The organism is Mycolicibacterium madagascariense (assembly GCF_010729665.1).
GTDB lineage: Bacteria > Actinomycetota > Actinomycetes > Mycobacteriales > Mycobacteriaceae > Mycobacterium > Mycobacterium madagascariense.
In genome coordinates this window covers 3,544,759-3,568,203 of sequence record NZ_AP022610.1, presented here as the reverse complement: position 1 = coordinate 3,568,203, position 23,445 = coordinate 3,544,759, and the positions used below count along the sequence as shown (strand labels likewise).

Genomic DNA, 23,445 nt, shown 5'->3' with positions numbered 1-23,445 from the left:
CGTCGGGCGGTCAACCGCGCCTGGGGCGAAATGCGTGCAGCACCAACGCCGGTGGGCAGTTGCCCCACACCGTCCGCCCCGCGATGACCTCCTCGAACGAGGCCTCCAGCAGCCGACGGAACCGGCGGGCCGCCGTCATGGGCGTGGCGTGCAGGTAGGCGAAGGTGGCGAAGGACCCGCGAGGGTTCAGCGCCGCCGCGGTGGCCTCGAGCAGGCGGGTCTGCGAGGCGTCGGGAAGGATCGCCCACGGCAGGCCGCAGACGACGTGGTCGACCCGGCCGACCCCGCGGGTGGCCAGGATGTCCGGCAGCCGGCTGGCGTCGTCCTCGACGATCTCCGCGCCGTCGAAGCGGCCTCGCAGCAGGGCGGCGAACGTCGCGTCGACCTCGATGGCAAGGTGGCGACCCCGCCCGCCGAGTCGGCGCTGGATCTCCCCGGTGAAGACCCCGGTGCCCGGGCCGAGTTCCACCACGGTGGGATGGCCGTTCTCGGGCAGCGACGAGCAGATCGCCCGTGCCAGCGCGGGTGAGCTCGGCGCAATGGCGCCCACTCGGGCCGGCCGCCGGAGCCACCGACGGACGAAGACGCGACGGTCGGCGGCGGTGGTCGCGACGTCGCCGGACGTGGCCGGCCTGCCGCGGGTGGCACTGTGCGGGCCCGTCTCGACGGACCGGAGGGTCGCGTGCCCGGCCTGCCTGGTCCTACCCATGTCGAGCTCCTTGATCGTGTCGTGTGCCGCTCGGGCCCGGAGAAGCTACCGCGCCCGACGGGTCGCGGACGGGTGTGCAACTGCGTCGAAGCCGGGCGCCCTTCTCGACGGCCGCCCACCCGGCGCGCCGCCACCGTCGCCGTCCCCGAGCCGAATCCCGTTGTGCCCCATGGCTTCGGTGAGATGACCCGCCGTGGATGGGGGATGGCGGCGGCCAGCGGTGCGCCGACGGCCCGGGTCGTCGGAGTGCTGGAGTAGGTTCGCGACATGGCCGCACCCACGTTCGACGTCACGCTGCCCGGTCGCCTCGGAGACCCGGCCATGGAGCTGCGCACCGACCCGCGGGCGGACCCGAGGATGGTGGCGGCGCTCGCCCCCCTCGGCCTGGCCGGGCGGGCCGCCGAGCTGCCCGTCAGCAGACGCTCGCCGCTCGACGAGCTGCTGGCCGTGGCGCTGGCGGCCGAGCACGCCTTCGACCAGTCGTTCGCCACGCTGCTGGCCGACGTGCCGCGTGCGTCCGGCGTCGAGATGCGGACGCTGAGCATCACCGGGGTCGACGGCAACGACATCGAGCTGTACGTCCACCGCCCCATCGGCGTGGCCGGTCCGTTGCCGGGGCTGCTGCACCTGCACGGCGGCGGCATGGCCATCCTGAAGGCCGTCGACGAGTCCGCGGCGCTGTGGCGCGGCCACCTCGCCGCCCAGGGCGCGCTGGTGGTCGGCGTGGAGTTCCGCAACTCCGGCGGCGCGCTCGGCCCCCACCCGTTCCCCGCCGGACTCGACGACTGCGCCGCCGCGCTGGACTGGATGCACGGCCAGCGCGAGGGGCTCGGCGTGACGTCCATCGTCGTCACGGGGGAGTCCGGCGGCGGCAACCTGTCGCTGGCGACAGCGCTGAAGGCCAAGCGCGAGGGCCGCATCGACCACCTCGACGGCGTCTACGCCCAGGTGCCCTTCATCTTCGGGCGCTACGACGAGCCCGATCCCGCGCTGCCCTCCCTGGTCGAGAACGAGGGCTACGTCCTCAGCCCGTCGATCATGACGCTGATGGCGACGCTCTACGACCCCAGCGGCCAGCACGCCGCCGACCCGCTGGCCTGGCCGTACTTTGCGTCGGAGGAGGATCTGCGGGGCCTGCCGCCCCACGTCGTCACGACCGACGAGATCGACCCGCTGCGGGACGAGGGTCTGGCGTATCTGCGGGCGCTGCAGCGGGCCGGGGTGGATGCGACCGGTCACACGTTCAACGGCATGGGTCACGCGGGCGAGATGCTGATGGGGGCGGCCGTGCCCGAACTGTTCGCGCGGGCCCTGCGCGACGTGGCGGACTTCGCCCGCCGCGTGTCGTGAAGAGCGTGTCCGAGGGGGGACGTGAAAGCGGGGTGCGCGGTCAGTGGTCGAGCGCCCCGCTGAGTAGTTCGGCGACGAGGTGGATGTCATCGAGACGTACGTCGGCGCCTTCCGGGATGGCGTTGATCAGCGATAGTGATCGGTCGGCGCGTGCGTCGAGGCAGAACTCCACGTGTCGTGCGACATCTTGCGCGAGTTGGGACTCGGCCCGTGAAAGCTGTTCTCGCACTGCGGGTCCCGACTGTCGATCCAGGGTGAGACGGACGACGTCGAGCAGGTCCGTGCCCTCCTTGGCCTTGCCGCGATCGAAGGTCGCTTGGAGTTTCATGGCGATCAGCGGGCCGGGCTCGGAAACGGCGACCGCGATGTCTGGCTGTCCGCGTACGCCGATGATGACGGGAGTCGCGGTGGCCGCAGCCCAGGCGTGAGACAGGACGAAGAGTCGGCCGGTGGGATCGTCGGGCAGCGGATGCAAATCGGCGTCGGCCACTTCCAGGACGTCGACGATCACCTTTCCAGCCTTGGTCGTGACCAACGCGGCATTGCGTCCTTCGACCGGCTCGCTCTTCGCGATCAGCATTTCGAGCTGAGGCACTTGGTCGTCGCTGCGGCGGTTGACGATGTCGAGGTCGCTGGTAGCTCGATGCGGGCTGCTGAGTCGGCATATGACCGCCAGGCCTCCGATCACCGTCACGGGTTGACCGGTCAGCATCTGGGTGGTGCGGATTGCGTCTGCCAGTGCGGTCATCTGGGCGCCCAGCAGTTCCACCCGCGGGGTCTGCTGCTGATTACCAGACACGGGACCACGGTTCTGGGGGAGTCCAGCCATCCACTATCTCGCGCCCTCGACCTGGGTCCTGAACGAGGTCGAGAGCCACGAAGAGGGGGCGGGTCATGGGCCAGTGCTCACCGTTCCCGTTACCGGGGAAACTGCTCGGGTCTTGCCGGTGCGTGCATACGAGGGGCGTGGGTGCAACGCGCACGACGGCTGTAGGCGTGGAGTCCTCGCGCGCCGGTACGAGCAGTTGGGCAGCGCGGCGCATCACCTGCTGGTCCGGAACGTACAGCACCGGCGGATGGTTCGATTTGATCGCGATGGGCGCGCCGTACACGGCGGCCGCGCGCGAATCACCGAGCGCCCATCCCGGCTCGTCGAAGTCGTCGAAGTTCACTCGAAGCGCTGTGAGCAGGCCACCGTCTCGCGGCTCGAGGGCGATGGCGAGTTCGGTGGGCCGCCACCGTGACGCCAACTCCCAGAAGAGCTCTGGTGTTCTGGGGAGCCCGGCCGGAGTGACCAGGTTGGCGTCACGGAACGCGGCGATCGTGGCGGACACCGAGCTGGGGGCGCGGCCGATCTGCGCGGCGAGTGGACGAATGGAGACCGCCCGTTCGGGTGTGAGCAGCATGGCTGACGCCACTTCGATACCAACCCGACCCGCGAACGGTTCGCGTCGGCGTGGCGCGTGCAGGGCAGCCGGCACGTTCGCGTCTATCAGCAGTCCGTCGGCGGCGAGTCGTAGGTGACCGCGAGTGTCCAGCCAGCTCCACCCGGCAGCGCGGAGCTCTTCGCGGGCATCGGCGGTGATGCGGTCGGCCACGACGACGCCGATGGTGTTCGCGCGCCGTCGGTGACTCCACAGTCGTAGCTGATCCCGCAGGCCCTTCGTGGTCACGAGTGACGACGTCTCGATCTCGACGAGCAGCTGGCGGTCGTCGGGCAGGACGAGGACCCCGTCCGCAGGTACATCGCCGGCTTCGTCCGGGCGCACGAAGTCGAGCCCCACCGTGGCCACGGCGTCGGCGAGTTCCTCGACCGCGTTCGGGTCGGCGTGGGGCGATCTCGTCACCCGAAGATCATCGCACGGTTTCGGTGTTCGGTCGTTACCGAACACCGAACGCATGGCGGTAACGCCCAGAGAGGGTCGCGGTCGTGTTGCCGGGTGCCACGTCGTCTAGTCGGCGTTGGGTTGGACTACGTAGGCGCGGAAGGCTGCGGGTCTTCGAACTTCGGGTGGATGTCGATGTGGCGATTGCCTCGTATTCACGCGTCGGCGGGTCAGGACTTCGCCCGCCGCGTGTCGTGAAGAGAGTGTCCGAGGGGGGACTTGAACCCCCACGCCCGTTAATAGGGCACTAGCACCTCAAGCTAGCGCGTCTGCCATTCCGCCACTCGGACAAGAGCGACTAAGGCTAACCGAACGGGGTGCCCGGACCAAAACCCGGCCGCCCTCCGGGTGGTACGAATGGGACCGTGACTGAAACTGCGCAGGCGAGCGACGAGGTCGTGGAGCTCGTCAGCTCGCTGATCCGGTTCGACACGTCGAACACCGGTGAGCCGGAGACCACGGCGGGTGAGGAGGCGTGCGCACGCTGGGTGGCCGAGCAGCTCGAGCAGGTCGGCTACGAGTGCGAGTACATCGAGTCGGGGGCGCCCGGCCGCGGGAACGTCGTCGCCAGGCTGCGTGGGGCCGACCCGAGCCGCGGCGCGCTGCTCGTCCACGGCCACCTCGACGTCGTGCCCGCCGTGGCCGCCGACTGGAGCGTGCACCCCTTCTCGGGCGCGGTGAAGGACGGGTACGTCTGGGGCCGTGGCGCGATCGACATGAAGAACATGATCGGCATGATGATCGCGGTCGCACGGCACATGAAGCGCAATGCGATCGTGCCGCCGCGGGATCTGGTGTTCGCCTTCGTCGCCGACGAGGAGGCCGGCGGCAAGTACGGCTGCGGGTGGCTGGTCGACCACCGGCCCGATCTGTTCGACGGGATCACGGAGGCCATCGGCGAGGTCGGCGGCTTCTCGCTGACGGTGCCGCGCCGCGACGGCGGGGAGAAGCGGCTCTACCTCATCGAGACCGCCGAGAAGGGCATGCAGTGGATGCGGCTCACCGCCCACGGCCGCGCCGGCCACGGGTCGTTCGTGCACGACGAGAACGCCGTCACCATCCTGGCCGCCGCGGTCGCTCGGCTGGGCAACCACACGTTCCCGCTGGTGCTGACCGACCCGGTGGCCCAGTTCCTGACCGCCGTCGGCGAGGAGACCGGGCATGCGTTCGATGCCGCCTCGCCGGACGTCGACGGCACGATCGCGAAGTTGGGGCCGCTCGCGCGCATCGTCGGTGCGACCCTGCGCGACTCCGCGAACCCGACGATGCTCAAGGCCGGCTACAAGGCCAACGTCATCCCGGGAACCGCGGAGGCCGTCGTCGACTGCCGCGTGCTGCCGGGCCGCCTGCCCGAATTCGAGAGGACCATCGACGAGCTGATCGGCCCGGACGTGACTCGCGAGTGGATCACGTCGCTGCCGGCGTATGAGACCACGTTCGACGGGGATCTGGTCGACGCGATGGACGCCTCGCTGCTGACGGTCGACCCCGACGCCCGCATCGTGCCCTACATGCTCTCCGGCGGGACTGACGCCAAACACTTTGCGCGCCTTGGCATCCGGTGCTTCGGGTTCATCCCGCTGCGGCTGCCGCCGGAACTCGACTTCGCCGCGCTGTTCCATGGCGTCGACGAGCGGGTACCCGTCGAGTCGCTGACGTTCGGGACCCAGGTCCTGCAACACTTCCTGCTGAACTGCTGATCGCGTCGACCGAGAGGATTCCATGAGCACCCCGTACGACTCCCTTCCCGAGCTGCCCAGCTTTACGCTGACGTCCGAGTCGGTGACCGACGGCCAACCGTTGGCCAACGATCAGGTCAGCGGCATCATGGGCGCGGGAGGATCGGACGTCTCGCCGCAGCTGAGCTGGTCGGGATTTCCCGAGGAGACCCGCAGCTTCGCGGTCACGATGTATGACCCCGACGCGCCGACGGGGTCGGGCTTCTGGCACTGGGCGGTGGCCAACCTGCCCGCGACGGTGACGGAACTCCCGGCGGGGGTGGGCGACGGCAGTCAGAACGGCTTCCCCGGCGACGCCCTGACCCTCTCCAACGACGCGGGGCTCAAGCGCTTCATCGGCGCCGCACCGCCGCCGGGGCACGGCCCGCACCGGTACTTCATCGCCGTGCACGCGGTGGACGTCGAGAAGCTCGACCTGCCCGACGACGCGACGCCCGCCTACCTCGGCTTCAACCTGTTCAGCCACGCGATCGCACGGGCCGTCATCCACGGCACCTACGAGAAGTCGGAGTCCTGACCCCCGCGAGCAGCCGCAGAGGGCCCTCAATGGGCACCAAACAGGGCCCTTTACGTCTGCTCGCGCCGGGCGGCTGAGCCCACGGCGTCGGCCAGGGTGGCGAAGCCGCCCGCGTGCAGGCGCGCGGCCAGGCCGTCGTGAACGTGCTTGGCCCACAGGCCTCCGCCGTAGACGAAGCCGGTGTAGCCCTGCAGCAGGGAGGCCCCCGCGGTGATGCGCTCCCACGCGTCGTCGGCGGTCTCGATGCCGCCGACGCTGACGAGCACCAGCCGACCGCCGACCCGCGCGTACAGCCGCCGCAACACCTCCAGGGACCGCCGCGCGACCGGCGGGCCCGAGACGCCGCCCGCGCCCAGCTCGCCCACGCCGGGGGTGCGCAGGCCGTCGCGCGACACCGTGGTGTTGGTCGCGACGATCCCCGCCAACCCCAGTTCGATTGCCAGGTCGGCGATCGCGTCGACGTCGGCGTCGGACAGGTCGGGAGCGATCTTCACCAGCACCGGGGTCGACGTCTGCGCGCGTACCGCGGTCAGGATGGGCCGCAGCGTCTCGACGGCCTGCAGATCGCGCAGGCCCGGCGTGTTGGGGGAGCTGACGTTGACGACGAGGAACGCGGCCAGGGGGCCCACCAGGCGGGCGCTCTCGGCGTAGTCGCCGACGGCGTCCTCGGGTGCCGTCGCCTTCGTCTTGCCGATGTTGGCCCCGATGGGCACCTCGCAGACGTGACGGCTCAGCTTGAGCGCCAGTTCACCGGCCCCATGATTGTTGAAGCCCATGCGGTTGAGCAGCGCGCGGTCGTCGGCCAGCCGAAACATCCGCGGCTGCGGGTTGCCCGGTTGGGCGTGCGCGGTGACGGTGCCGACCTCGGCGTAGCCGAAACCCAGTGCGCCCCAGGTCTTGAGGCCCGAGCCGTCCTTGTCGAAGCCCGCCGCCAGGCCGAGCGGTCCGGGGAACCGCACGCCGAACACCGTGGTCGCCAACGCCGGGTCGCGGGGCGCGAGCCACCGCGTCAGGGCTGCGCGCAGCGGCCGCGGGGCGGTAATCACCCGCAGGAACGCGAAGACCAGCATGTGGATCCGCTCCGGGGGAACCAGGAAGAAGATCCGGCGCAGCGCGCGGTAGATCACGACGTCGGCTGGTCGTCGACGCGCGCCCAGTCCGACGCAGACTTCCTGCGGCGCAACAACACTCGTCGACTTCCGTCGGTGTACAACCGAACCCTGGTGAGCTCCCAGCCGCGGTACTCGGCCTCGATCGACAACCGGATCGACGCCGATACGCGCGTCACGTCCGGCGGCAGCCGCAGTGGCACCCAGTCGTATTCGTCGGAGAGGTCGGCCTCCCACGCCGCGGGCATGCGGCCGCGCTGATGGCCGCTCATCGCGGCGCCCCCGGGATCACCTGCACGCCCGCTCCCGAACCGGACACCACGTAGAGCGTGCCGGTCCTGTCGTCGACGGCCAGCGAGTTCGGTTGTTGCACGGTTCGATGTCGCACCTTCTCGACGGGTATGCCAGTGGCCAGATCGTAACCAACCACGGTGTTCGTCGCCGTCTCGGACACCCAGGCCAGCCGCTGGGAGCCCGCCAACCCGTAGGGCGCGCCCGGTACCGGGTAGCGCTGACGCAGCAGCAGCGGATCCGATCCGAAGACCAGCAGCCCGTCGCCGCGAGTGTCGGCGACCAGCAGTCGACCGGCCGGATCGGCGACCATCGTGGTGGCGCCCTCACCGGCGCGCAGGGCGTGGTCGGCCGAGGTGCCCGACTCGTCGACCGTGGTGACCGACGTCTGGCCGCGGTCGAGGACCGCGACGACGTTGCCCCTCGCGACGAGCGCGTCCACTCGGGCGAAGATCTGCAGTTTCGCGGCGACCGCGGTGTCCGAGCCCAGCGTGTAGACGGCACCCACGGTGCTGCCGAGCACCAGCTTGCCGTCGGCGCGCCGGGCGATGGCGGTGAAGTCGGTGTCGCGCTCGCCGTCTACGTCGAACCTCCGCACGGCGTCACCCGGCCGCAGTCCCACCCGGAAGTAGCCGCCCCTGACCGCCGCGCAGACGGTGCCGTCGCCGTCTGTGACGATCGCCGTCGCGACGGCCGGCAACGGCAGGGTCCGCGGTGCGCCGGAGGTCGGGACGATCGTGATGGTCGACCCGCCCGCGGCCGTGCGACCCAGGACCACCAGCGCCGAGGTGACCGGGTCGAACACGGCGGCCACGCCCGCGTCGGCCAGCGGCACCACGGTGCCGTCGGGTCGCTGCGTCACCGCCGGCGAGACGGCCGCCCGTGCGGGGGCGATCGTCGGAGGGGGTGCGTCGGCCGTCTTGGTCGAACAGGCCAGGGCGGCAACCATCGTCACTACCACCAGGGCGCTGTGAGCTAGGAGACTCTTCGGTGTTGCGTGAAGTGGCAAAGGGTAGCTCTCGGTGCGTGGACTTCGGATGGCGATCGAATGGCCAGTTTAGGCACGTCCGGTCGTGGTTCCGACGGTATGGTTCGGCCATGACCCTCGCCGCCGGCGACGACGTGTCGGACACCGACTTCGGCGTCGAGTTCGTCTCGACGGGCGTGCACGCCAGCGGATTCGGCCGGGTCGGGGACGGCCGCACATTCTCCTTCCACGTCGACAAGCAAACGCTTCACGTCGAGGTCTATCGGCCGCGTCTGGCCGGGCCGGTGCCCCAGGCCGAGGACGTCGTCGCTACCGCCCAGCGCAGCGTGGCCCACGTCGACGCCTCCGACGAACGCAGCCTCACCGCCGCCGTCCGCGATGCGGTCGCCGACGCCCAACGGGTACCGCGCTCGGTTCGCTGAGCGCGCCGCCACGGTACGGTCTTGACCCGTGACGGACATGTCGTGGCTGCAGGTGATCGTGCTGTCCGTCGTCCAGGGTCTGACCGAGTTCCTCCCCGTGTCCTCCTCGGCCCACCTCGCGATCGTGTCCCAGGTGTTCTTCGCCGACGACGCCGGCGCGTCGTTCACCGCCGTCTGTCAGCTCGGCACCGAGCTGGCGGTGCTCATCTACTTCGCCCGCGACATCGGCCGCATCCTGGCCGCCTGGTTCGGCGGCCTGCGCGACCCCGCCCGCCGCACCCCGGACTACTGGCTGGGCTGGTGGGTGATCATCGGCACGATCCCCATCGCGGCCGCGGGCCTGATCTTCAAGCACTACATCCGCAACGACGTCCGCAATCTGTGGATCATCGCGACCGCGCTCATCGTGTTCTCCGGCGTCATCGCCGCGGCCGAGTACGTCGGCAGGAAGACCCGGCCCATCGACGAATTCACCTGGCGCGACGCGATTCTCATCGGTCTCGCGCAATGCCTGGCGTTGGTGCCCGGGGTGTCGCGGTCGGGTGCGACGATCAGCGCGGGCCTGTTCCTGGGCCAGCAGCGGGCGGCGGCCGCCCGGTTCGGCTTCCTGCTCGCGATCCCGGCCGTGCTCGCGTCGGGCCTGTTCTCGCTGCCCGATGCGTTCCACCCGTCGGGCACGGGCCTGAGCACCACCGGCCCGCAGCTGCTCGTCTCGATCGTCATCGCCTTCGTCATCGGCTACGCCGCCGTCGCGTGGTTCCTGCGGTTCCTGGTCCGCCACGGCATGTACTGGTTCGTCGGCTACCGAGTGATCCTCGGGGTGGCGCTGCTGGTGGCGCTCGGCACCGGAACGGTGGCCGCGCAGTGAATCCGCCCAACCCGCCGAGGCCCGCCCAGTGATTACTCCCACCCCACCGAGGCCCGCGCAGTGAATCCGCCCACCCCGCCGAGGCCCGCCCGATGACCGTCATCCTGCTGCGGCACGGCCGCTCCACGTCCAACACCGCCCACACGCTCGCCGGTCGCTCCGAGGGCGTCGACCTCGACGACAAGGGCCGTGAGCAAGCCGAATCGGTGATCGCCCGGATCGGCGAGCTGCCCGTCAAGGCCATCGTGCGGTCTCCGCTGCTGCGCTGTGAGCGAACGGTTGCCCCGCTCGCCGCGGCCCTCGGGCTGGAGCCCGAGGTGGACGAGCGGCTCTCCGAGGTCGACTACGGCGCCTGGACCGGACGCAAGATCGGCGACCTGGTGAAGGAGCCGCTGTGGTCGGTCGTGCAGCAGCATCCCAGCGCCGCGGTGTTCCCGGAGGGTGAGGGCCTCGCGCAGGTTCAGGCCAGGGCGGTCGCCGCGGTCCGCGAGCACGATCGCACCCTGTCCGAGCAGCACGAAGGCGACGTCCTGTGGATCGCCTGCACGCACGGCGACGTCATCAAGTCCATCGTGGCCGACGCGCTGGGCGTCCACCTGGACGGCTTCCAGCGCATCACCGCCGACCCGGCCTCCATGAGCGTCATCCGCTACACCGCGGTGCGCCCGTTCGTGCTCCACGTGAACCACACGGGGCCCGCGCTCACGGCCGCCCTCGCCGCCAAGCCGGAACCCTCCGGGGACGCGGTGGTCGGCGGCTCCACCGACTGAGCGCCCGACGCGGCCGCCGCTCGAATTACGGATGCGGTGCCGATACCGGTATTTTGAGAGGTGCCATGACCCGCTCGATTCACGTCTTCCGCTCTCCCGACCGCTTCGTGGCCGGGACCGTCGGGCAGCCGGGCGACCGCACGTTCTATCTGCAGGCCGTTCACGACGACCGGGTGGTGTCGGTGATCCTCGAGAAGCAACAGGTGGCGGTGCTCGCCGAGCGCATCGACGCGCTGCTGCTGGAGATCAACCGCCGCTTCGGCACCCCGGTGCCACCGGAGACCGGGCAGATCGAGGACCTCAGCCCGCTGGTCACCCCCGTCGACGCCGAATTCCGCGTCGGCACGATGGGTCTGGGCTGGGACTCCGAGGCGCAGACGATCGTCGTCGAGCTGCTTGCGGTGTCGGACACGGAGTTCGACGCGTCGGTCGTGCTGGACGACGCCGAGGACGGCCCCGACGCCGTCCGCGTCTTCCTCAGCCCGGAGTCCGCGCGCGAGTTCGCCGCCCGCTCGAACCGGGTCATCTCCGCGGGCCGCCCGCCCTGTCCGCTCTGCGACGAGCCGCTGGACCCCGCGGGCCACATCTGCGTGCGCACCAACGGATATCGCCGAGGAGCCCTTGCGGAATCCGACGATGACGCCGACACCTGAGCGCGACGGTGACGACGAGGTCATCCGCTGCGGCGACCTGACGGTGATCGGACGTATTCGATCGGCGAGCAACGCGACGTTCCTCTGCGAGGCGAACTACGGGGAGCGTCAGGCCCACTGCGTGTACAAGCCGGTCGCCGGCGAGGCGCCGCTGTGGGACTTCCCGGACGGCACCCTGGCGGGCCGCGAGGTGTCGGCGTACCTGGTGTCGGCCGCCATGGGCTGGAACGTGGTGCCCTACACCGTGGTTCGCGACGGCCCGGCCGGACGCGGCATGGTGCAGCGGTGGGTGGATCAGCCCGGTGACGCCCTCGACGACGGGGATCCGGTCGACGAACCACCGGCCGGGCCCGATCTGGTGGACCTGCTGCCCGTGGACGGCATCCCGCCGGGGTTCCTGCCCATCGTGCAGGCCTACGACTACGCCGGTGCCGAGGTGACCCTCGTCCACGCCGACGACGACCGGCTGCGGCGGATGGCCGTGTTCGACGTCCTCATCAACAACGCCGATCGCAAGGGCGGGCACATCCTGTCCTGCGTGGACGGCAACGTGTACGGCGTCGACCACGGCGTCAGCCTGCACACCGAGGACAAGCTGCGCACGGTGCTGTGGGGCTGGGCGGGCAAGCCCGTCGACGACGAGGCACTGGCGGCCGTGGCGGTTCTGCGGGACGCGCTGCTGGGTGACCTGGACGAGACGCTGCGCCCACACCTCACCCACCGCGAGATCGACGCGCTGTACGCCAGGGCCGTCGGTCTGCTCGCGCATCCGGTGATGCCGTCGCCGAACCGGCGCCGACCCATTCCCTGGCCGGCCTTCTAGTCGCTCGCCCCTCCCGCTTCGCCGCGCCCTTCCGGTGGCGTGTTCTACGCTCTTCGACATGACCGATCATGACCGCGCCGCCGCCCGTCGGGAAATCGCCGACGCCCTCCAGAAGGCACTCGACCGCCGCCACGAGGTCCTCGACGTCATCGTCGAAGCCGAGGACCGCGCCGCCGCCGTCGCCTCGATCGGCGCGCTGCTCGACACGTCGGCCCTCGGGGGCGAGGCGGTGATGACCATGGCGTTCGATCAGCTCACCAAGGACTCGCGCCGCCGCATCGCCACCGAACTGGACGACCTGAACAAGCAGCTCACCTTCACCCTCGGCGAGCGGCCCGCGAGTTCGGGCGAGGGCCTGGTCTTGCGGGCGTTCTCCTCCGACCTCGACCGTGACCTGTTCGCCGCGCGCACGACCGACGTCGGCGCCAAGGGCGACGGATCGGGCGCGCCCGCCGGTGACCTCGACGAGGAGATCGGCGCCGCCCTGGGCCGGGTGTCGAACGAGGAGGCCGTGTGGTTCGTCGCCGAGGAGGGCAGCCACCCCGGTGCGGCCAAGGTGGGCATGGTGTTCGGCGAACTCGTCGGCGGTGAGGTCAACGTCCGGATCTGGATTCATCCCGACTACCGCCACCGCGGCTACGGCACGGCCGCGCTGCGCCGCTGTCGCTCGGAGATGGCCGCGCACTTCCCCGCGGTGCCGATGGTCGTGCGCGCTCCCGGCGCCACGCCCAAGTAGCCCCGATTAGCACGGGCGACGCGGCGCTCGCCGCCGCCGTGGCCGCCGAGGCAGGCGAGTTGCTGGTGGCGCTGCGCGCCGAGCTCGGCTTCGGTGACTACTACGACCTCGGCGATGCCGGCGACCGCCTGGCCAACGCCTTGATCCTGGACCGGCTGCGCGAGCACCGGCCCGGTGACGCCGTGCTCTCGGAGGAGGCGGCCGACGACCTGAGCCGGCTCGACGCCGACCGGGTCTGGATCGTCGACCCCGTCGACGGGACCAACGAGTTCTCGACGCGCGGCCGCACGGACTGGGCGGTGCACGTCGCGCTGTGGCAGCGCGCCGACGGCGACGACGCGGGCCGCATCACCGACGCGGCGGTCGGGCTGCCCGCCGTCGGCGCGGTGTACCGCACCGACACGGTCACCGCCCCGCCGCCGCGCCGCCCGGGCCCGATCCGGATCGCGACGAGTCGCAACCGGCCGCCGACGGTGCTCTGGTGGCTGCGCGACATGCTCGACGTCGAGCTCGTCGGGATCGGATCGGCGGGCGCCAAGGCCATGGCCGTCGTGCGCGGCGACGTCGACGCCTACGTCCACGCGGGTGGACAGTACGAGTGGGACTCGGCGGCGCCGGCGGGAGTCGTGCAGGCGGCCGGTCTGCACGCCTCGCGCCTGGACGGGTCACCGCTGCGCTACAACCGTCCCGACCCGTACCTTCCCGACTTCGTGATGTGCAGGCCGGAGCTGGCGACCACCCTGCTCGACGCGATCCGATCGATCTACTGACCCGTCGTCGCGGCCGGGGAATGGATCGGCCCGCCGCATTGTCCGTTCAAGCGAGGTCCCTTCAAAGGCGAGCCCCGCGGAACGCCCGCCACCCCGCACGTGAGGAGAACGAGATCCCTAGAGTCGGAGCCATGCAATCGTGGGGTGCGCCGACCGTTCCCGAGCTGCCCGGCCGGGGACCTGCGCTGCGTCTCTTCGACACCGCCGACCGCCAGGTGCGCCCGGTGTCGCCGGGGGACACGGCCACGATGTACGTCTGCGGCATCACCCCGTACGACGCGACGCACCTCGGCCATGCGGCCACCTACCTCACCTTCGACCTGGTCTACCGCCTGTGGCTCGACAGCGGTCTGCGGGTGAAGTACGTGCAGAACGTCACCGACGTCGACGACCCGCTCTTCGAACGCGCCGCCCGCGACGGCATCGACTGGCGTGACCTCGGCGCGAGGGAGGTGCAGCTGTTCCGCGAGGACATGGCGGCGCTGCGGGTGCTCCCGCCCCATGACTACGTCGCGGCCACCGACGCCATCGACGAGGTGGTGCAGCTCGTCGAGAAGCTGCTGGCGTCGGGCGCGGCGTACGTCGTGGAGGACGCGCAGTACCCGGACGTGTACTTCCACGCCGACGCCACCATGCAGTTCGGCTACGAGTCGGGCTATGACCGCGACACCATGCTGCGGCTGTTCGGCGAACGCGGCGGCGACCCCGACCGCGCCGGCAAGGACGACGAGCTGGACGCGCTGCTGTGGCGCGCGGAGCGGCCCGGCGAGCCGAGCTGGCCGTCCCCGTTCGGTCCCGGTCGACCCGGCTGGCACGTCGAGTGCGCAGCCATCGCCCTGGATCGCATCGGCACCGATCTCGACATCCAGGGCGGGGGCAGCGACCTGATCTTCCCGCACCACGAGTTCTCCGCCGCCCACGCCGAATCCGCCACCGGGGAGCGACGTTTCGCGCGGCACTACGTGCACGCCGGAATGATCGGCTGGGATGGCCACAAGATGAGCAAGAGCCGCGGCAACCTGGTGCTGGTGTCGCGGCTGCGCGCCGACGGCGTCGAGCCGGCCGCCATCCGGCTCGGTCTGCTGGCCGGGCACTACCGCGCGGACCGGTCGTGGAGCGACGCGGTCCTCGCCGAGGCCCAGCAGCGGTTGCTGCGGTGGCGCGAAGCGACGGCACTGCCGGCCGGGCCCGACGCCGACGACGTGGTGGCCCGCGTGCGCCGCTACCTCGCCGACGACCTCGACACCCCGAAAGCGCTTGCCGCACTTGATGGTTGGGCAACCGACGCCCTGGAGTACGGCGGTCGGGTGGACGGCGCCCCCGCCACCGTGGCCGCCGCCGTCGACGCCCTGCTGGGGGTCCAGCTCCACCTGGGGTAGCTTTCCGCGCATGGGTTCAGTCGCGGGGAAGGTCGTGTTCATCACCGGTGGCGCCGCCGGCGTCGGCGCGGAGGCCGCCCGTCGGCTGCACGCCAAGGGCGCCCGGCTGCTGCTGACCGACGTCGACGACGCGGCGCTCGCGACGCTGGCCTCCTCGCTCGGCGGTGACCGGGTGCTGACGGCCCATGCCGACGTCCGCGACCTGGCCTCGATGCAGAAGGCCGCCGCCGCGGCCGTCGAGCGCTTCGGCGGCATCGACGTCGTGGTCGCCAACGCCGGGATCGCCAGCTACGGCTCGGTCCTGCAGGTCGACCCCGAGGCGTTCAAGCGGCTGCTGGACGTCAACGTGCTCGGCGTCTTCCACACCGTGCGCGCCGCGCTGCCCTCGCTCATCGAGCGTCGCGGCTACGTGCTCATCGTGTCGTCGCTGGCGGCGTTCGCCGCCGCCCCCGGGCTGGCGCCCTACAACGCCAGCAAGGCCGCGGTCGAGCAGTTCGCCAACGCGCTGCGGCTCGAGGTCGCCCACCGCGGGGTCGCCGTCGGCTCGGCGCACATGTCCTGGATCGACACCGCGATGGTGCGCGACACCAGGGCCGACCTGTCCACGTTCGGCGAGATGCTCTCCAAGCTGCCGTTCCCGCTCAACGCGACGACGTCGGTGAGCAAGTGCGGTGCGGCGTTCGTCGCGGGCATCGAGAACCGCAAGCGCCGCGTGTACTGCCCCGGCTGGGTGGGTGCGGTCCGCTGGTTGCGCCCAGTGCTGTCCACCCCGGTGGGAGAGGCGCCGGTGCAGCGCTTCGTCGCCGATCTGCTGCCGAGGATGGACGCCGAGGTCGCCGCCCTCGGGCGCTCGACCAGCCAGCACACCGAGGCCCTCGAACACGCGGGCCCCGGGGACTAACCCCGGTAGCCGGGCCCGCGCCGGCGCAGATAGCGCTCGAACTCCGCGGCCAGCGCGTCGCCGTCGATCTTGCCGAGCGCCTCGGTCATGTCGACCTCGGCGTCGCCGCGCTCCTCGAGGGACTGCACGTACTCGGCGATCTCCTCGTCTTCGGTCGTCATCTCGGTGACGGCCTGTTCCCACTCCTCGGCCTGGACCGGCAGATCGGCGAGGGGCACCTCGATGTCCAGCACGTCCTCGACCCTGCGCAGCAACGCCACCGTCGCCTTGGGATTGGGTGGCTGCGACACGTAGTGCGGAACGGCCGCCCAGAACGTCACCGCGGGGATGCCCGCCGCCACGCAGGCGTCCTGGAACACCCCGGCGATGCCGGTCGGGCCCTCGTAGCGCGTCTCCTCCAGGCCGAAGAACTTGGCCGACTCGGGGGAGTAGGCCGCCCCCGAGACCGGAACCGGCCGGGTGTGGGGCGTGTCGGCGAGCAGTGCGCCCAGGATCACCACGGTGTCGACGTTGAGCTTCTCGGCGATGGTCAGCAACTCCGCACAGAACGTCCGCCACCGCATGTTGGGCTCGACGCCGTGCATCAGCACGATGTCGCGATCGCTGCCGGGGGGACGGCAGTGCGAGATGCGCATCGACGGCCACACCAGCTCGCGGGTCACGCCGTCGATCTGGCGGATCACCGGGCGATTCACCTGGTAGTCGTAGTAGGCCTCGTCGTCGATCTCCACGATCGTCTCGGCCTCCCACATCACGTCGAGGTGTTCGAGCGCATCGCTGGCCGCGTCACCGGCGTCGTTCCAGCCTTCGAAGGCTGCCACGATGATGGTGTCCTGCAGGTCGGGCAGGTCTGTCACCAGGCCAGCGTAAGCCCTGCCCGGCACCCGTGAGGGCTATCGCCTGGTCGGCGCGAGCGCGTCCGCGGGGCTCCCGCCGCGGCGGCGTGAAATACGTTCGGCGGCACACGGGTTGACGCTGTCGACGGCGGCACCGCCGAGGCGATCCCGACCGGGGCCGCCGCGGCGGGGTGTCGGGCGTCCCAGGACGTCGATCGGGTGACGACGTAGACTCGTCGGGGTCGAGAGGCGTTGCAACGGTTTCAGCGGGGTCGGTTTCCCCGCCTTCCGCCACGCTCGGCAGAGTCAAGGACGCCTTCCGCTGAGGAAGGAGTGCACGTGAACGCCGTTCAGTCGAACACCCTGGCGCCGAACATCCGCCCCGACTGCACCGACGAACTGACGGCTGCGCTGCGCGAGCGGATCATGGTGATCGACGGTGCCATGGGCACGGCGATCCAGCGCGACCGCCCCGACGAGGCCGGTTACCGCGGCGAGCGGTTCAGGGAGTGGCCGACCGCCCTGCAGGGCAACAACGACCTGCTGACCCTGACGCAGCCGCAGATCATCGAGGGCATCCACCGCGAGTACCTCGAGGCGGGCGCGGACATCCTCGAGACGAACACGTTCAACGCGAACGCGATCTCGCTGTCCGACTACGACATGGCCGAGCACAGCTATGAGCTGAACTACGCAGGCGCCGCCCTGGCCCGCAAGGCCGCCGACGAGTTCAGCACCCCGGACAAGCCCCGCTACGTGGCCGGGGCGCTGGGGCCGACGACGCGGACCGCCTCGATCTCGCCCGACGTCAACGACCCTGGTGCGCGCAACGTCTCCTACGACCAGCTGGTCGCCGCCTACCTCGAGGCCGCCAACGGTCTCGTCGACGGCGGCGCGGACCTCCTCATCGTCGAGACCATCTTCGACTCGCTGAACTCGAAGGCCGCGGTGTTCGCCATCGAGACGCTGTTCGAGGAACGCGGCCGCCGCTGGCCGGTCATCATCTCCGGCACCATCACCGACGCGTCGGGGCGCACGCTGTCCGGGCAGGTCACCGAGGCGTTCTGGAACGCGATCCGGCACGCCAAGCCGCTCGCGGTGGGGCTCAACTGCGCCCTCGGTGCGCCCGAGATGAGGCCCTACATCGCCGAGGTGGCGCGCATCGCCGACACGTTCGTGTCCTGCTACCCGAACGCCGGGCTGCCCAACGCGTTCGGCGAGTACGACGAGTCCCCGGAGGCGCAGGCCGGCTACATCAGGGAGTTCGCCGAGGCCGGCCTGGTCAACCTGGTCGGCGGCTGCTGCGGCACGGCGCCGCCGCACATCGCCGAGATCGCCAAGGCCGTCGAGGGCACGCCGCCGCGCGCGCTCCCCGACATCCCGGTGGCGACCCGGCTGTCGGGCCTGGAGCCGCTCAACATCGACGAGAACTCGCTGTTCGTCAACATCGGCGAGCGCACCAACATCACCGGCTCCGCCCGGTTCCGCAACCTGATCAAGGCCGAGGACTACGACTCGGCCCTGTCGGTCGCCCTGCAGCAGGTCGAGGTCGGTGCGCAGGTCATCGACATCAACATGGACGAGGGCATGATCGACGGCGTCGCCGCGATGGACCGGTTCACCAAGCTGATCGCGGCCGAACCCGACATCAGCCGGGTCCCGGTGATGATCGACTCCTCGAAGTGGGAGGTCATCGAGGCGGGCCTGAAGAACGTGCAGGGCAAGCCGATCGTCAACTCGATCTCCATGAAGGAGGGCGAGGAGAAGTTCGTCCGCGAGGCCCGGCTGTGCCGCAAGTACGGCGCCGCCGTCGTGGTGATGGCCTTCGACGAGCAGGGCCAGGCCGACAACCTGGAGCGCCGCAAGGAGATCTGCGGGCGCGCCTACCGGATCCTCACCGAGGAGGTCGGCTTCCCGGCCGAGGACATCATCTTCGACCCCAACTGCTTCGCGCTGGCGACGGGCATCGAGGAGCACGCCACCTACGGCATCGACTTCATCGAGGCCTGCGCCTGGATCAAGGAGAACCTGCCGGGCGTGCACATCTCCGGCGGCATCTCCAACGTGTCGTTCTCCTTCCGCGGCAACAATCCCGTCCGCGAGGCGATCCACGCGGTGTTCCTGTTCCACGCCATCAAGGCGGGCCTGGACATGGGCATCGTCAACGCCGGTGCGCTGGTGCCGTATGACTCGATCGACCCCGAGCTGCGGGACCGCATCGAAGACGTCGTCCTGAACCGTCGCGAGGACGCCGCCGAGCGCCTGCTGGAGATCGCCGAGCGGTTCAACAAGTCGGAGAAGACCGAGGATCCGCAGGCCGCCGAGTGGCGGTCGCTGCCGGTGCGCGAGCGGATCACCCACGCCCTGGTGAAGGGCATCGACGCGCACGTCGACGCCGACACCGAGGAGCTGCGGGCCGAGATCGCGGCGGCGGGCGGTCGCCCCATCGAGGTCATCGAGGGCCCGCTGATGGACGGCATGAACGTCGTCGGCGACCTCTTCGGCTCGGGCAAGATGTTCCTGCCCCAGGTCGTGAAGTCGGCGCGGGTGATGAAGAAGGCCGTCGCGTATCTGCTGCCCTACATCGAAGCCGAGAAGGCCGAGCCGCTGCCCGGCGAGACGGCGAAGAAGGACACCAACGGCACCATCATCATGGCGACCGTCAAGGGCGACGTGCACGACATCGGCAAGAACATCGTCGGAGTCGTGTTGCAGTGCAACAACTTCGAGGTGATCGACCTCGGGGTGATGGTGCCTGCTGACAAGATCCTGGCCGCGGCCAAGGAGCACGACGCCGACATCATCGGGCTGTCGGGGTTGATCACCCCGTCGCTGGACGAGATGGTCAACTTCGCCGTGGAGATGGAGCGTCAGGGTCTGGAGATCCCGCTGCTGATCGGCGGTGCGACCACCTCGCGGGCGCACACGGCGGTGAAGGTGTCGCCGCGGCGCAGCGGTCCGGTGGTGTGGGTCAAGGACGCGTCGCGTTCGGTTCCGGTCGCGGCCGCCCTGCTCGACGACAAGCAGCGCCCCGGCCTGCTGGAGGCGACCGAGAAGGACTACGCGTCCCTGCGGGAACGGCACGCCCAGAAGAACGAGCGCAAGATGCTCACGCTGGAGAAGGCGCGCGCGAACCGGACGCCGATCGAGTGGGACGGCTACACGCCGCCCGTGCCCGCGCAGGGGCTGGGGATCCGCGAATTCCTCGACTACGACGTCGCCGAGCTGCGCGAGTACATCGACTGGCAGCCGTTCTTCAACGCCTGGGAGATGAAGGGCCGCTTCCCCGACATCCTGAACAACCCGGTGTCGGGGGAGACGGCGCGCAAGCTCTACGACGACGCCCAGGAGATGCTCGACACCCTGATCAAGGAGAAGTGGCTGACCGCCAACGGCGTGATCGGCTTCTTCCCGGCCAACGCGGTCGGGGACGACGTCGAGGTCTACACCGACGAGAGCCGCACCACGGTGAAGACGACGCTGCACAACCTGCGCCAGCAGGGTGAGCATCGCGACGGCATCCCCAACCGCAGCCTCGGCGACTTCATCGCCCCCAAGGAGACCGGTCTGGCGGACTACGTCGGCGCGTTCGCGGTGACCGCGGGGCTCGGCAGCCAGGCCAAGGCCGCGGAGTTCAAGGCCGCCAACGACGACTACAACGCGATCCTGCTGGAGTCACTCGCCGACCGGCTGGCCGAGGCGTTCGCCGAGCGCATGCACCAGCGCGTGCGCAAGGAGTTCTGGGGCTTCCAGCCCGAGGAGGAGCTCGACAACGAGGCGCTCATCAACGAGAAGTACGTCGGCATCCGCCCGGCGCCCGGCTACCCGGCATGCCCCGAGCACACCGAGAAGGCGACGCTCTGGGAATTGCTGGACGTCGAGGAGCGCACCGGCATCCAGCTGACCGAGTCGATGGCGATGTGGCCGGGAGCCGCCGTCAGCGGGTGGTACTTCTCGCATCCGCAGTCGCAGTACTTCGTCGTCGGCCGGATGGCGCAGGACCAGATCGCCGACTACGCCAGGCGCAAGGGCTGGACCCTGCAGGAGGCCGAACGCTGGCTGGCCCCCAACCTCGCCTACAACCCGGAGGACTGAGCGTTCGTGCCTGCCACGCTCAGGGGCGTCCTGTTCGACATGGACGGCACGCTCGTCGACTCCGAAAAGCTGTGGGACGTCTCGCTGCAGGCGCTCTACGCCCGCCTCGGCGGGGTGTTGACGCCCGAGGTGCGGGTGACGACGGTCGGCAGTTCCGCGCAGGGGTTGATGCGCATCGTCTACTCCGACCTCGGGCTGGAGCCGGACCCGGTGGCGATGGCCGAGTCCTCGGACTGGTTGCACGACTACACCGGTGAGCTCTTCGAGCAGGGGCTGACGTGGCTACCGGGGGCGCGCGAGTTGCTCGACGCGCTGACGGCGGCGGGCGTCCCCATGGCCCTGGTCACCAACACCAAGCGCGCGCTGACCGAGCGGGCCCTCAAGAGCATTGGGGCGCACTACTTCTCGGCGTCGGTCTGCGGCGACGAGGTCGAGCACGCGAAGCCGGCGCCGGACCCGTACCTGCGCGCGGCGCACCTGCTGGGCTTCGCTCCGCAGGAGTGTCTCGCCATCGAGGACTCGGTCACCGGGTCTGAGGCCGCCCTGGCGGCGGGGTGCCCGGTGCTGGTGGTGCCCAACGACGTGGAGGTGCCCGACGGGCCGCGCCGGCAGCACGTCGCCTCGCTCGCCGAGGTCGACCCCGAGGCCCTGCGCGCCATCCACGCACGGTTGGCCGCGGAGGTCGACGCGCCGGTGTCCGACCGGAGCTGAGATACGGCCATCTGCGTCGGTCATGTGCCCTAGTGTGGTGTGACTCGCATCACGCAGCGCTGCGGAAAGGACGCTTCATGGCTGGCCAGGGACCCCCCGTCGGAGACGGGCCGTCGGTGATCACCGACGAGGAGTTCTCCTCCGGTGGCACCGCGATTCGCATCGCGTCCGTCGCGGCGCTCGGCGGCCTGCTGTTCGGCTACGACAGCGCCGTCATCAACGGGGCGGTCGCCTCGATCCAGGAGGACTTCGGGATCGGCAACGCCGCACTCGGCTTCGCCGTCGCCTCGGCCCTGCTGGGGGCTGCCGTGGGCGCGATGACCGCCGGTCGCATCGCCGACCGCCTCGGGCGCATCACGGTGATGAAGATCGCCGCGGTGTTCTTCTTCGTCAGCGCGATCGGCACCGGCCTGGCGCCCAACGTCGAACTGGTGGTGCTGTTCCGGGTGGTGGGTGGCATCGGCGTCGGCATCGCCTCGGTGATCGCCCCCGCCTACATCGCCGAGACGTCACCCCCGCGGATCAGGGGCCGGCTCGGGTCGCTGCAGCAGCTCGCGATCGTCACCGGCATCTTCCTGTCGCTGGCCATCGACTACGGCCTGGCGCAGCTCGCCGGGGGCGCCAACGAGGTGCTGTGGCTGGGCATGGAGGCCTGGCGCTGGATGTTCCTCATCATGATGATCCCGGCGATCGTCTACGGGCTGCTGGCGTTCACCATCCCGGAGTCACCGCGCTATCTCGTGGCCAGCCACAAGATTCCGGAGGCCCGCCGGGTGCTCAGCATGCTGCTGGGGGAGAAGAACCTCGAGATCACCATCGACCGGATCAGGGAGACGCTGGAGCGCGAGGACAAGCCGTCCTGGCGCGACATGCGCAAGCCGGGCGGCGGCTTCCTCGGGTTCTACGGCATCGTCTGGGTCGGCCTCGGCCTGTCGGTGTTCCAGCAGTTCGTCGGCATCAACGTGATCTTCTACTACTCCAACGTGCTGTGGGAGGCCGTCGGATTCTCCGAGGGCGACTCGTTCGTGATCACGGTCATCACCTCGGTGGTCAACATCCTCACGACGCTGATCGCGATCGCGCTGATCGACAAGGTCGGGCGCAAGCCGCTGCTGCTGATCGGCTCGACGGGCATGGCCGTCTCGCTCGTCACGATGGCGGCCATCTTCGGCACCGCGACCCTGGGGGCCGACGGCAAGCCACACCTGGACGGCGCGGCGGGGCCCATCGCCCTGGTGGCCGCCAACGTCTTCGTCATCGCGTTCGGCATGTCGTGGGGCCCGGTGGTGTGGGTGCTGCTCGGCGAGATGTTCCCCAACCGCATCCGCGCGGCGGCCCTGGGCCTGGCCGCGGCGGGTCAGTGGGCGGCCAACTGGGCCATCACGGTGAGCTTCCCCGGCCTGCGGGACCACCTCGGCATCGCCTACGGCTTCTACGGACTGTGCGCGATCCTGTCGTTCCTCTTCGTCTTCCGCTGGGTGCAGGAGACCAAGGGCGTGTCGCTGGAGGACATGCACGGCCAGATCCTCAGCGCGGCCAAACCCACCGCGCACGCCTGACGGGGCGCCCCGCGGCGGTCGAACCGGCGTGACGCGGCCGTCGGCGGCGTGGAACAATCGCCTGCCGTGAAGACCTTCGACGCGCTGTTCGCCGAACTCAGTGAACGTGCGCGCTCTCGACCGGCCGGCAGTGGCACCGTCGCAGCGCTGGACGGCGGCGTGCACGGGCTGGGCAAGAAGGTCCTCGAGGAGGCCGGCGAGGTGTGGATCGCCGCCGAGCACGAAGGCGACGACGCGCTGGCCGGCGAGATCAGCCAACTGCTCTACTGGACTCAGGTGCTGATGATCTCGCGCGGCCTGACCCTCGACGACGTGTACGCCAAGCTGTGACCG

At 70.4% G+C, this 23,445-nt stretch carries 23 protein-coding genes and 1 tRNA gene; 16 read left to right on the top strand and 8 right to left on the bottom strand.

Translation table 11 applies throughout. The features are described 5' to 3' along the window. Window positions 1-10: 10 nt before the first annotated feature. Entirely contained in the window at window positions 11-709 is a 699-nt protein-coding gene (locus tag G6N60_RS16810; RefSeq protein WP_163739392.1) for a class I SAM-dependent methyltransferase, read from the bottom strand. 267 nt (window positions 710-976) lie between these two features. Between G6N60_RS16810 and G6N60_RS16805 the strand changes: the two genes are divergently transcribed. Continuing rightward, a complete protein-coding gene (locus tag G6N60_RS16805) occupies window positions 977-2,059 on the top strand; it encodes an alpha/beta hydrolase fold domain-containing protein (RefSeq protein WP_246240774.1) in 1,083 nt (360 codons plus the stop codon). Between the two features lie 40 nt (window positions 2,060-2,099). Here G6N60_RS16805 and G6N60_RS16800 read toward each other — a convergent pair whose 3' ends face one another. The 3 genes from G6N60_RS16800 to G6N60_RS16790 form a co-directional block, all read right to left on the bottom strand. Further along, complete coding sequence (locus tag G6N60_RS16800) at window positions 2,100-2,858, bottom strand: prevent-host-death protein (RefSeq protein WP_163739390.1); 759 nt, start codon at window positions 2,856-2,858, stop codon at window positions 2,100-2,102. After that, complete coding sequence (locus G6N60_RS16795; RefSeq protein WP_163739388.1) at window positions 2,848-3,906, bottom strand: transcriptional regulator; 1,059 nt, start codon at window positions 3,904-3,906, stop codon at window positions 2,848-2,850. Before G6N60_RS16795 ends, G6N60_RS16800 begins: the two co-directional genes overlap by 11 nt. A gap of 243 nt (window positions 3,907-4,149) precedes the next feature. Then, window positions 4,150-4,235 (bottom strand) — tRNA-Leu (locus tag G6N60_RS16790). Between the two features lie 75 nt (window positions 4,236-4,310). Here G6N60_RS16790 and G6N60_RS16785 point away from each other — a divergent pair. Both G6N60_RS16785 and G6N60_RS16780 read left to right on the top strand, forming a co-directional pair. Then, window positions 4,311-5,645, top strand: coding sequence for a M20/M25/M40 family metallo-hydrolase (locus tag G6N60_RS16785; RefSeq protein WP_163739385.1), 1,335 nt, complete (start codon window positions 4,311-4,313; stop codon window positions 5,643-5,645). Window positions 5,646-5,667: 22 nt separating this feature from the next. Further along, window positions 5,668-6,201, top strand: a complete 534-nt coding sequence (locus tag G6N60_RS16780; protein ID WP_163739383.1) for a YbhB/YbcL family Raf kinase inhibitor-like protein — start codon at window positions 5,668-5,670, stop codon at window positions 6,199-6,201. Window positions 6,202-6,251: 50 nt separating this feature from the next. On the opposite strand, the gene G6N60_RS16775 is transcribed toward G6N60_RS16780, so the two are convergent. Genes G6N60_RS16775 through G6N60_RS16765 form a run of 3 tightly spaced genes read right to left on the bottom strand, consistent with a single transcriptional unit; the run spans window position 6,252 to window position 8,550 of the window. Further along, entirely contained in the window at window positions 6,252-7,325 is a 1,074-nt protein-coding gene (locus G6N60_RS16775) for a quinone-dependent dihydroorotate dehydrogenase (RefSeq protein WP_163744100.1), read from the bottom strand. Continuing rightward, entirely contained in the window at window positions 7,325-7,582 is a 258-nt protein-coding gene (locus G6N60_RS16770; RefSeq protein WP_163739381.1) for a DUF5703 family protein, read from the bottom strand. The genes G6N60_RS16775 and G6N60_RS16770 overlap by 1 nt, the downstream gene beginning before the upstream one ends. Further along, on the bottom strand, window positions 7,579-8,550 hold the full coding sequence (locus G6N60_RS16765) for a YncE family protein (RefSeq protein ID WP_163744098.1): 972 nt from the start codon (window positions 8,548-8,550) through the stop codon (window positions 7,579-7,581). The genes G6N60_RS16770 and G6N60_RS16765 overlap by 4 nt, the downstream gene beginning before the upstream one ends. A 149-nt stretch (window positions 8,551-8,699) precedes the next feature. Between G6N60_RS16765 and G6N60_RS16760 the strand changes: the two genes are divergently transcribed. From G6N60_RS16760 to G6N60_RS16720, 9 genes are all read left to right on the top strand, one after another. Then, window positions 8,700-9,011: a hypothetical protein gene (locus G6N60_RS16760; RefSeq protein ID WP_163739379.1), complete on the top strand. Its 312-nt coding sequence runs from the start codon at window positions 8,700-8,702 to the stop codon at window positions 9,009-9,011. 37 nt (window positions 9,012-9,048) lie between these two features. After that, window positions 9,049-9,879: an undecaprenyl-diphosphate phosphatase gene (locus G6N60_RS16755; RefSeq protein WP_163744096.1), complete on the top strand. Its 831-nt coding sequence runs from the start codon at window positions 9,049-9,051 to the stop codon at window positions 9,877-9,879. Window positions 9,880-9,971: 92 nt separating this feature from the next. Beyond that, window positions 9,972-10,649, top strand: coding sequence for a histidine phosphatase family protein (locus G6N60_RS16750; RefSeq protein WP_163739377.1), 678 nt, complete (start codon window positions 9,972-9,974; stop codon window positions 10,647-10,649). A 65-nt stretch (window positions 10,650-10,714) separates the two neighbouring features. Next, on the top strand, window positions 10,715-11,302 hold the full coding sequence (locus tag G6N60_RS16745; RefSeq protein WP_163739374.1) for an Rv2134c family protein: 588 nt from the start codon (window positions 10,715-10,717) through the stop codon (window positions 11,300-11,302). Next, entirely contained in the window at window positions 11,286-12,125 is an 840-nt protein-coding gene (locus G6N60_RS16740) for an Rv2133c family protein (protein ID WP_163739372.1), read from the top strand. Before G6N60_RS16745 ends, G6N60_RS16740 begins: the two co-directional genes overlap by 17 nt. A gap of 58 nt (window positions 12,126-12,183) precedes the next feature. Further along, on the top strand, window positions 12,184-12,861 hold the full coding sequence (locus tag G6N60_RS16735) for a GNAT family N-acetyltransferase (protein WP_163739370.1): 678 nt from the start codon (window positions 12,184-12,186) through the stop codon (window positions 12,859-12,861). A gap of 5 nt (window positions 12,862-12,866) precedes the next feature. After that, complete coding sequence (locus G6N60_RS16730; protein WP_163744094.1) at window positions 12,867-13,631, top strand: 3'(2'),5'-bisphosphate nucleotidase CysQ; 765 nt, start codon at window positions 12,867-12,869, stop codon at window positions 13,629-13,631. 131 nt (window positions 13,632-13,762) lie between these two features. Continuing rightward, entirely contained in the window at window positions 13,763-15,010 is a 1,248-nt protein-coding gene (mshC, locus tag G6N60_RS16725) for a cysteine--1-D-myo-inosityl 2-amino-2-deoxy-alpha-D-glucopyranoside ligase (RefSeq protein ID WP_163739368.1), read from the top strand. Between the two features lie 10 nt (window positions 15,011-15,020). Next, window positions 15,021-15,911: an SDR family oxidoreductase gene (locus tag G6N60_RS16720; protein ID WP_163739366.1), complete on the top strand. Its 891-nt coding sequence runs from the start codon at window positions 15,021-15,023 to the stop codon at window positions 15,909-15,911. Here the strand turns inward: G6N60_RS16720 and G6N60_RS16715 are convergent. Next, window positions 15,908-16,795, bottom strand: coding sequence for a PAC2 family protein (locus tag G6N60_RS16715; protein WP_163739364.1), 888 nt, complete (start codon window positions 16,793-16,795; stop codon window positions 15,908-15,910). The genes G6N60_RS16720 and G6N60_RS16715 overlap by 4 nt on opposite strands. Window positions 16,796-17,173: 378 nt before the next feature. Between G6N60_RS16715 and metH the strand changes: the two genes are divergently transcribed. The 4 genes from metH (at window position 17,174) to G6N60_RS16695 (ending at window position 23,442) form a co-directional block, all read left to right on the top strand. Next, the gene (metH, locus tag G6N60_RS16710; protein ID WP_246241257.1) at window positions 17,174-20,842 is read left to right on the top strand and encodes a methionine synthase; all 3,669 of its coding nucleotides are present in this window, start codon (window positions 17,174-17,176) and stop codon (window positions 20,840-20,842) included. A gap of 6 nt (window positions 20,843-20,848) precedes the next feature. Further along, on the top strand, window positions 20,849-21,553 hold the full coding sequence (locus tag G6N60_RS16705) for an HAD family hydrolase (protein ID WP_263992042.1): 705 nt from the start codon (window positions 20,849-20,851) through the stop codon (window positions 21,551-21,553). 77 nt (window positions 21,554-21,630) lie between these two features. Then, a complete protein-coding gene (locus G6N60_RS16700) occupies window positions 21,631-23,112 on the top strand; it encodes a sugar porter family MFS transporter (RefSeq protein WP_163739360.1) in 1,482 nt (493 codons plus the stop codon). A gap of 48 nt (window positions 23,113-23,160) precedes the next feature. Then, window positions 23,161-23,442: a phosphoribosyl-ATP diphosphatase gene (locus tag G6N60_RS16695; protein ID WP_163739357.1), complete on the top strand. Its 282-nt coding sequence runs from the start codon at window positions 23,161-23,163 to the stop codon at window positions 23,440-23,442. The last annotated feature ends 3 nt before the right edge of the window (window positions 23,443-23,445 follow it).

Excerpts from the sequence above, each read along its gene's own strand:
- G6N60_RS16810 (WP_163739392.1), bottom strand. The coding sequence starts at position 709 with ATGGGTAGGACCAGGCAGGCCGGGCACGCGACCCTCCGGTCCGTCGAG.
- G6N60_RS16805 (WP_246240774.1), top strand. The coding sequence starts at position 977 with ATGGCCGCACCCACGTTCGACGTCACGCTGCCCGGTCGCCTCGGAGAC.
- G6N60_RS16780 (WP_163739383.1), top strand. The coding sequence starts at position 5,668 with ATGAGCACCCCGTACGACTCCCTTCCCGAGCTGCCCAGCTTTACGCTG.
- G6N60_RS16770 (WP_163739381.1), bottom strand. The coding sequence starts at position 7,582 with ATGAGCGGCCATCAGCGCGGCCGCATGCCCGCGGCGTGGGAGGCCGAC.
- G6N60_RS16765 (WP_163744098.1), bottom strand. The coding sequence starts at position 8,550 with ATGGTTGCCGCCCTGGCCTGTTCGACCAAGACGGCCGACGCACCCCCT.
- G6N60_RS16760 (WP_163739379.1), top strand. The coding sequence starts at position 8,700 with ATGACCCTCGCCGCCGGCGACGACGTGTCGGACACCGACTTCGGCGTC.
- G6N60_RS16755 (WP_163744096.1), top strand. The coding sequence starts at position 9,049 with ATGTCGTGGCTGCAGGTGATCGTGCTGTCCGTCGTCCAGGGTCTGACC.
- G6N60_RS16750 (WP_163739377.1), top strand. The coding sequence starts at position 9,972 with ATGACCGTCATCCTGCTGCGGCACGGCCGCTCCACGTCCAACACCGCC.
- G6N60_RS16745 (WP_163739374.1), top strand. The coding sequence starts at position 10,715 with ATGACCCGCTCGATTCACGTCTTCCGCTCTCCCGACCGCTTCGTGGCC.
- G6N60_RS16740 (WP_163739372.1), top strand. The coding sequence starts at position 11,286 with ATGACGCCGACACCTGAGCGCGACGGTGACGACGAGGTCATCCGCTGC.
- G6N60_RS16735 (WP_163739370.1), top strand. The coding sequence starts at position 12,184 with ATGACCGATCATGACCGCGCCGCCGCCCGTCGGGAAATCGCCGACGCC.
- mshC (WP_163739368.1), top strand. The coding sequence starts at position 13,763 with ATGCAATCGTGGGGTGCGCCGACCGTTCCCGAGCTGCCCGGCCGGGGA.
- G6N60_RS16720 (WP_163739366.1), top strand. The coding sequence starts at position 15,021 with ATGGGTTCAGTCGCGGGGAAGGTCGTGTTCATCACCGGTGGCGCCGCC.
- metH (WP_246241257.1), top strand. The coding sequence starts at position 17,174 with ATGGTGATCGACGGTGCCATGGGCACGGCGATCCAGCGCGACCGCCCC.
- G6N60_RS16700 (WP_163739360.1), top strand. The coding sequence starts at position 21,631 with ATGGCTGGCCAGGGACCCCCCGTCGGAGACGGGCCGTCGGTGATCACC.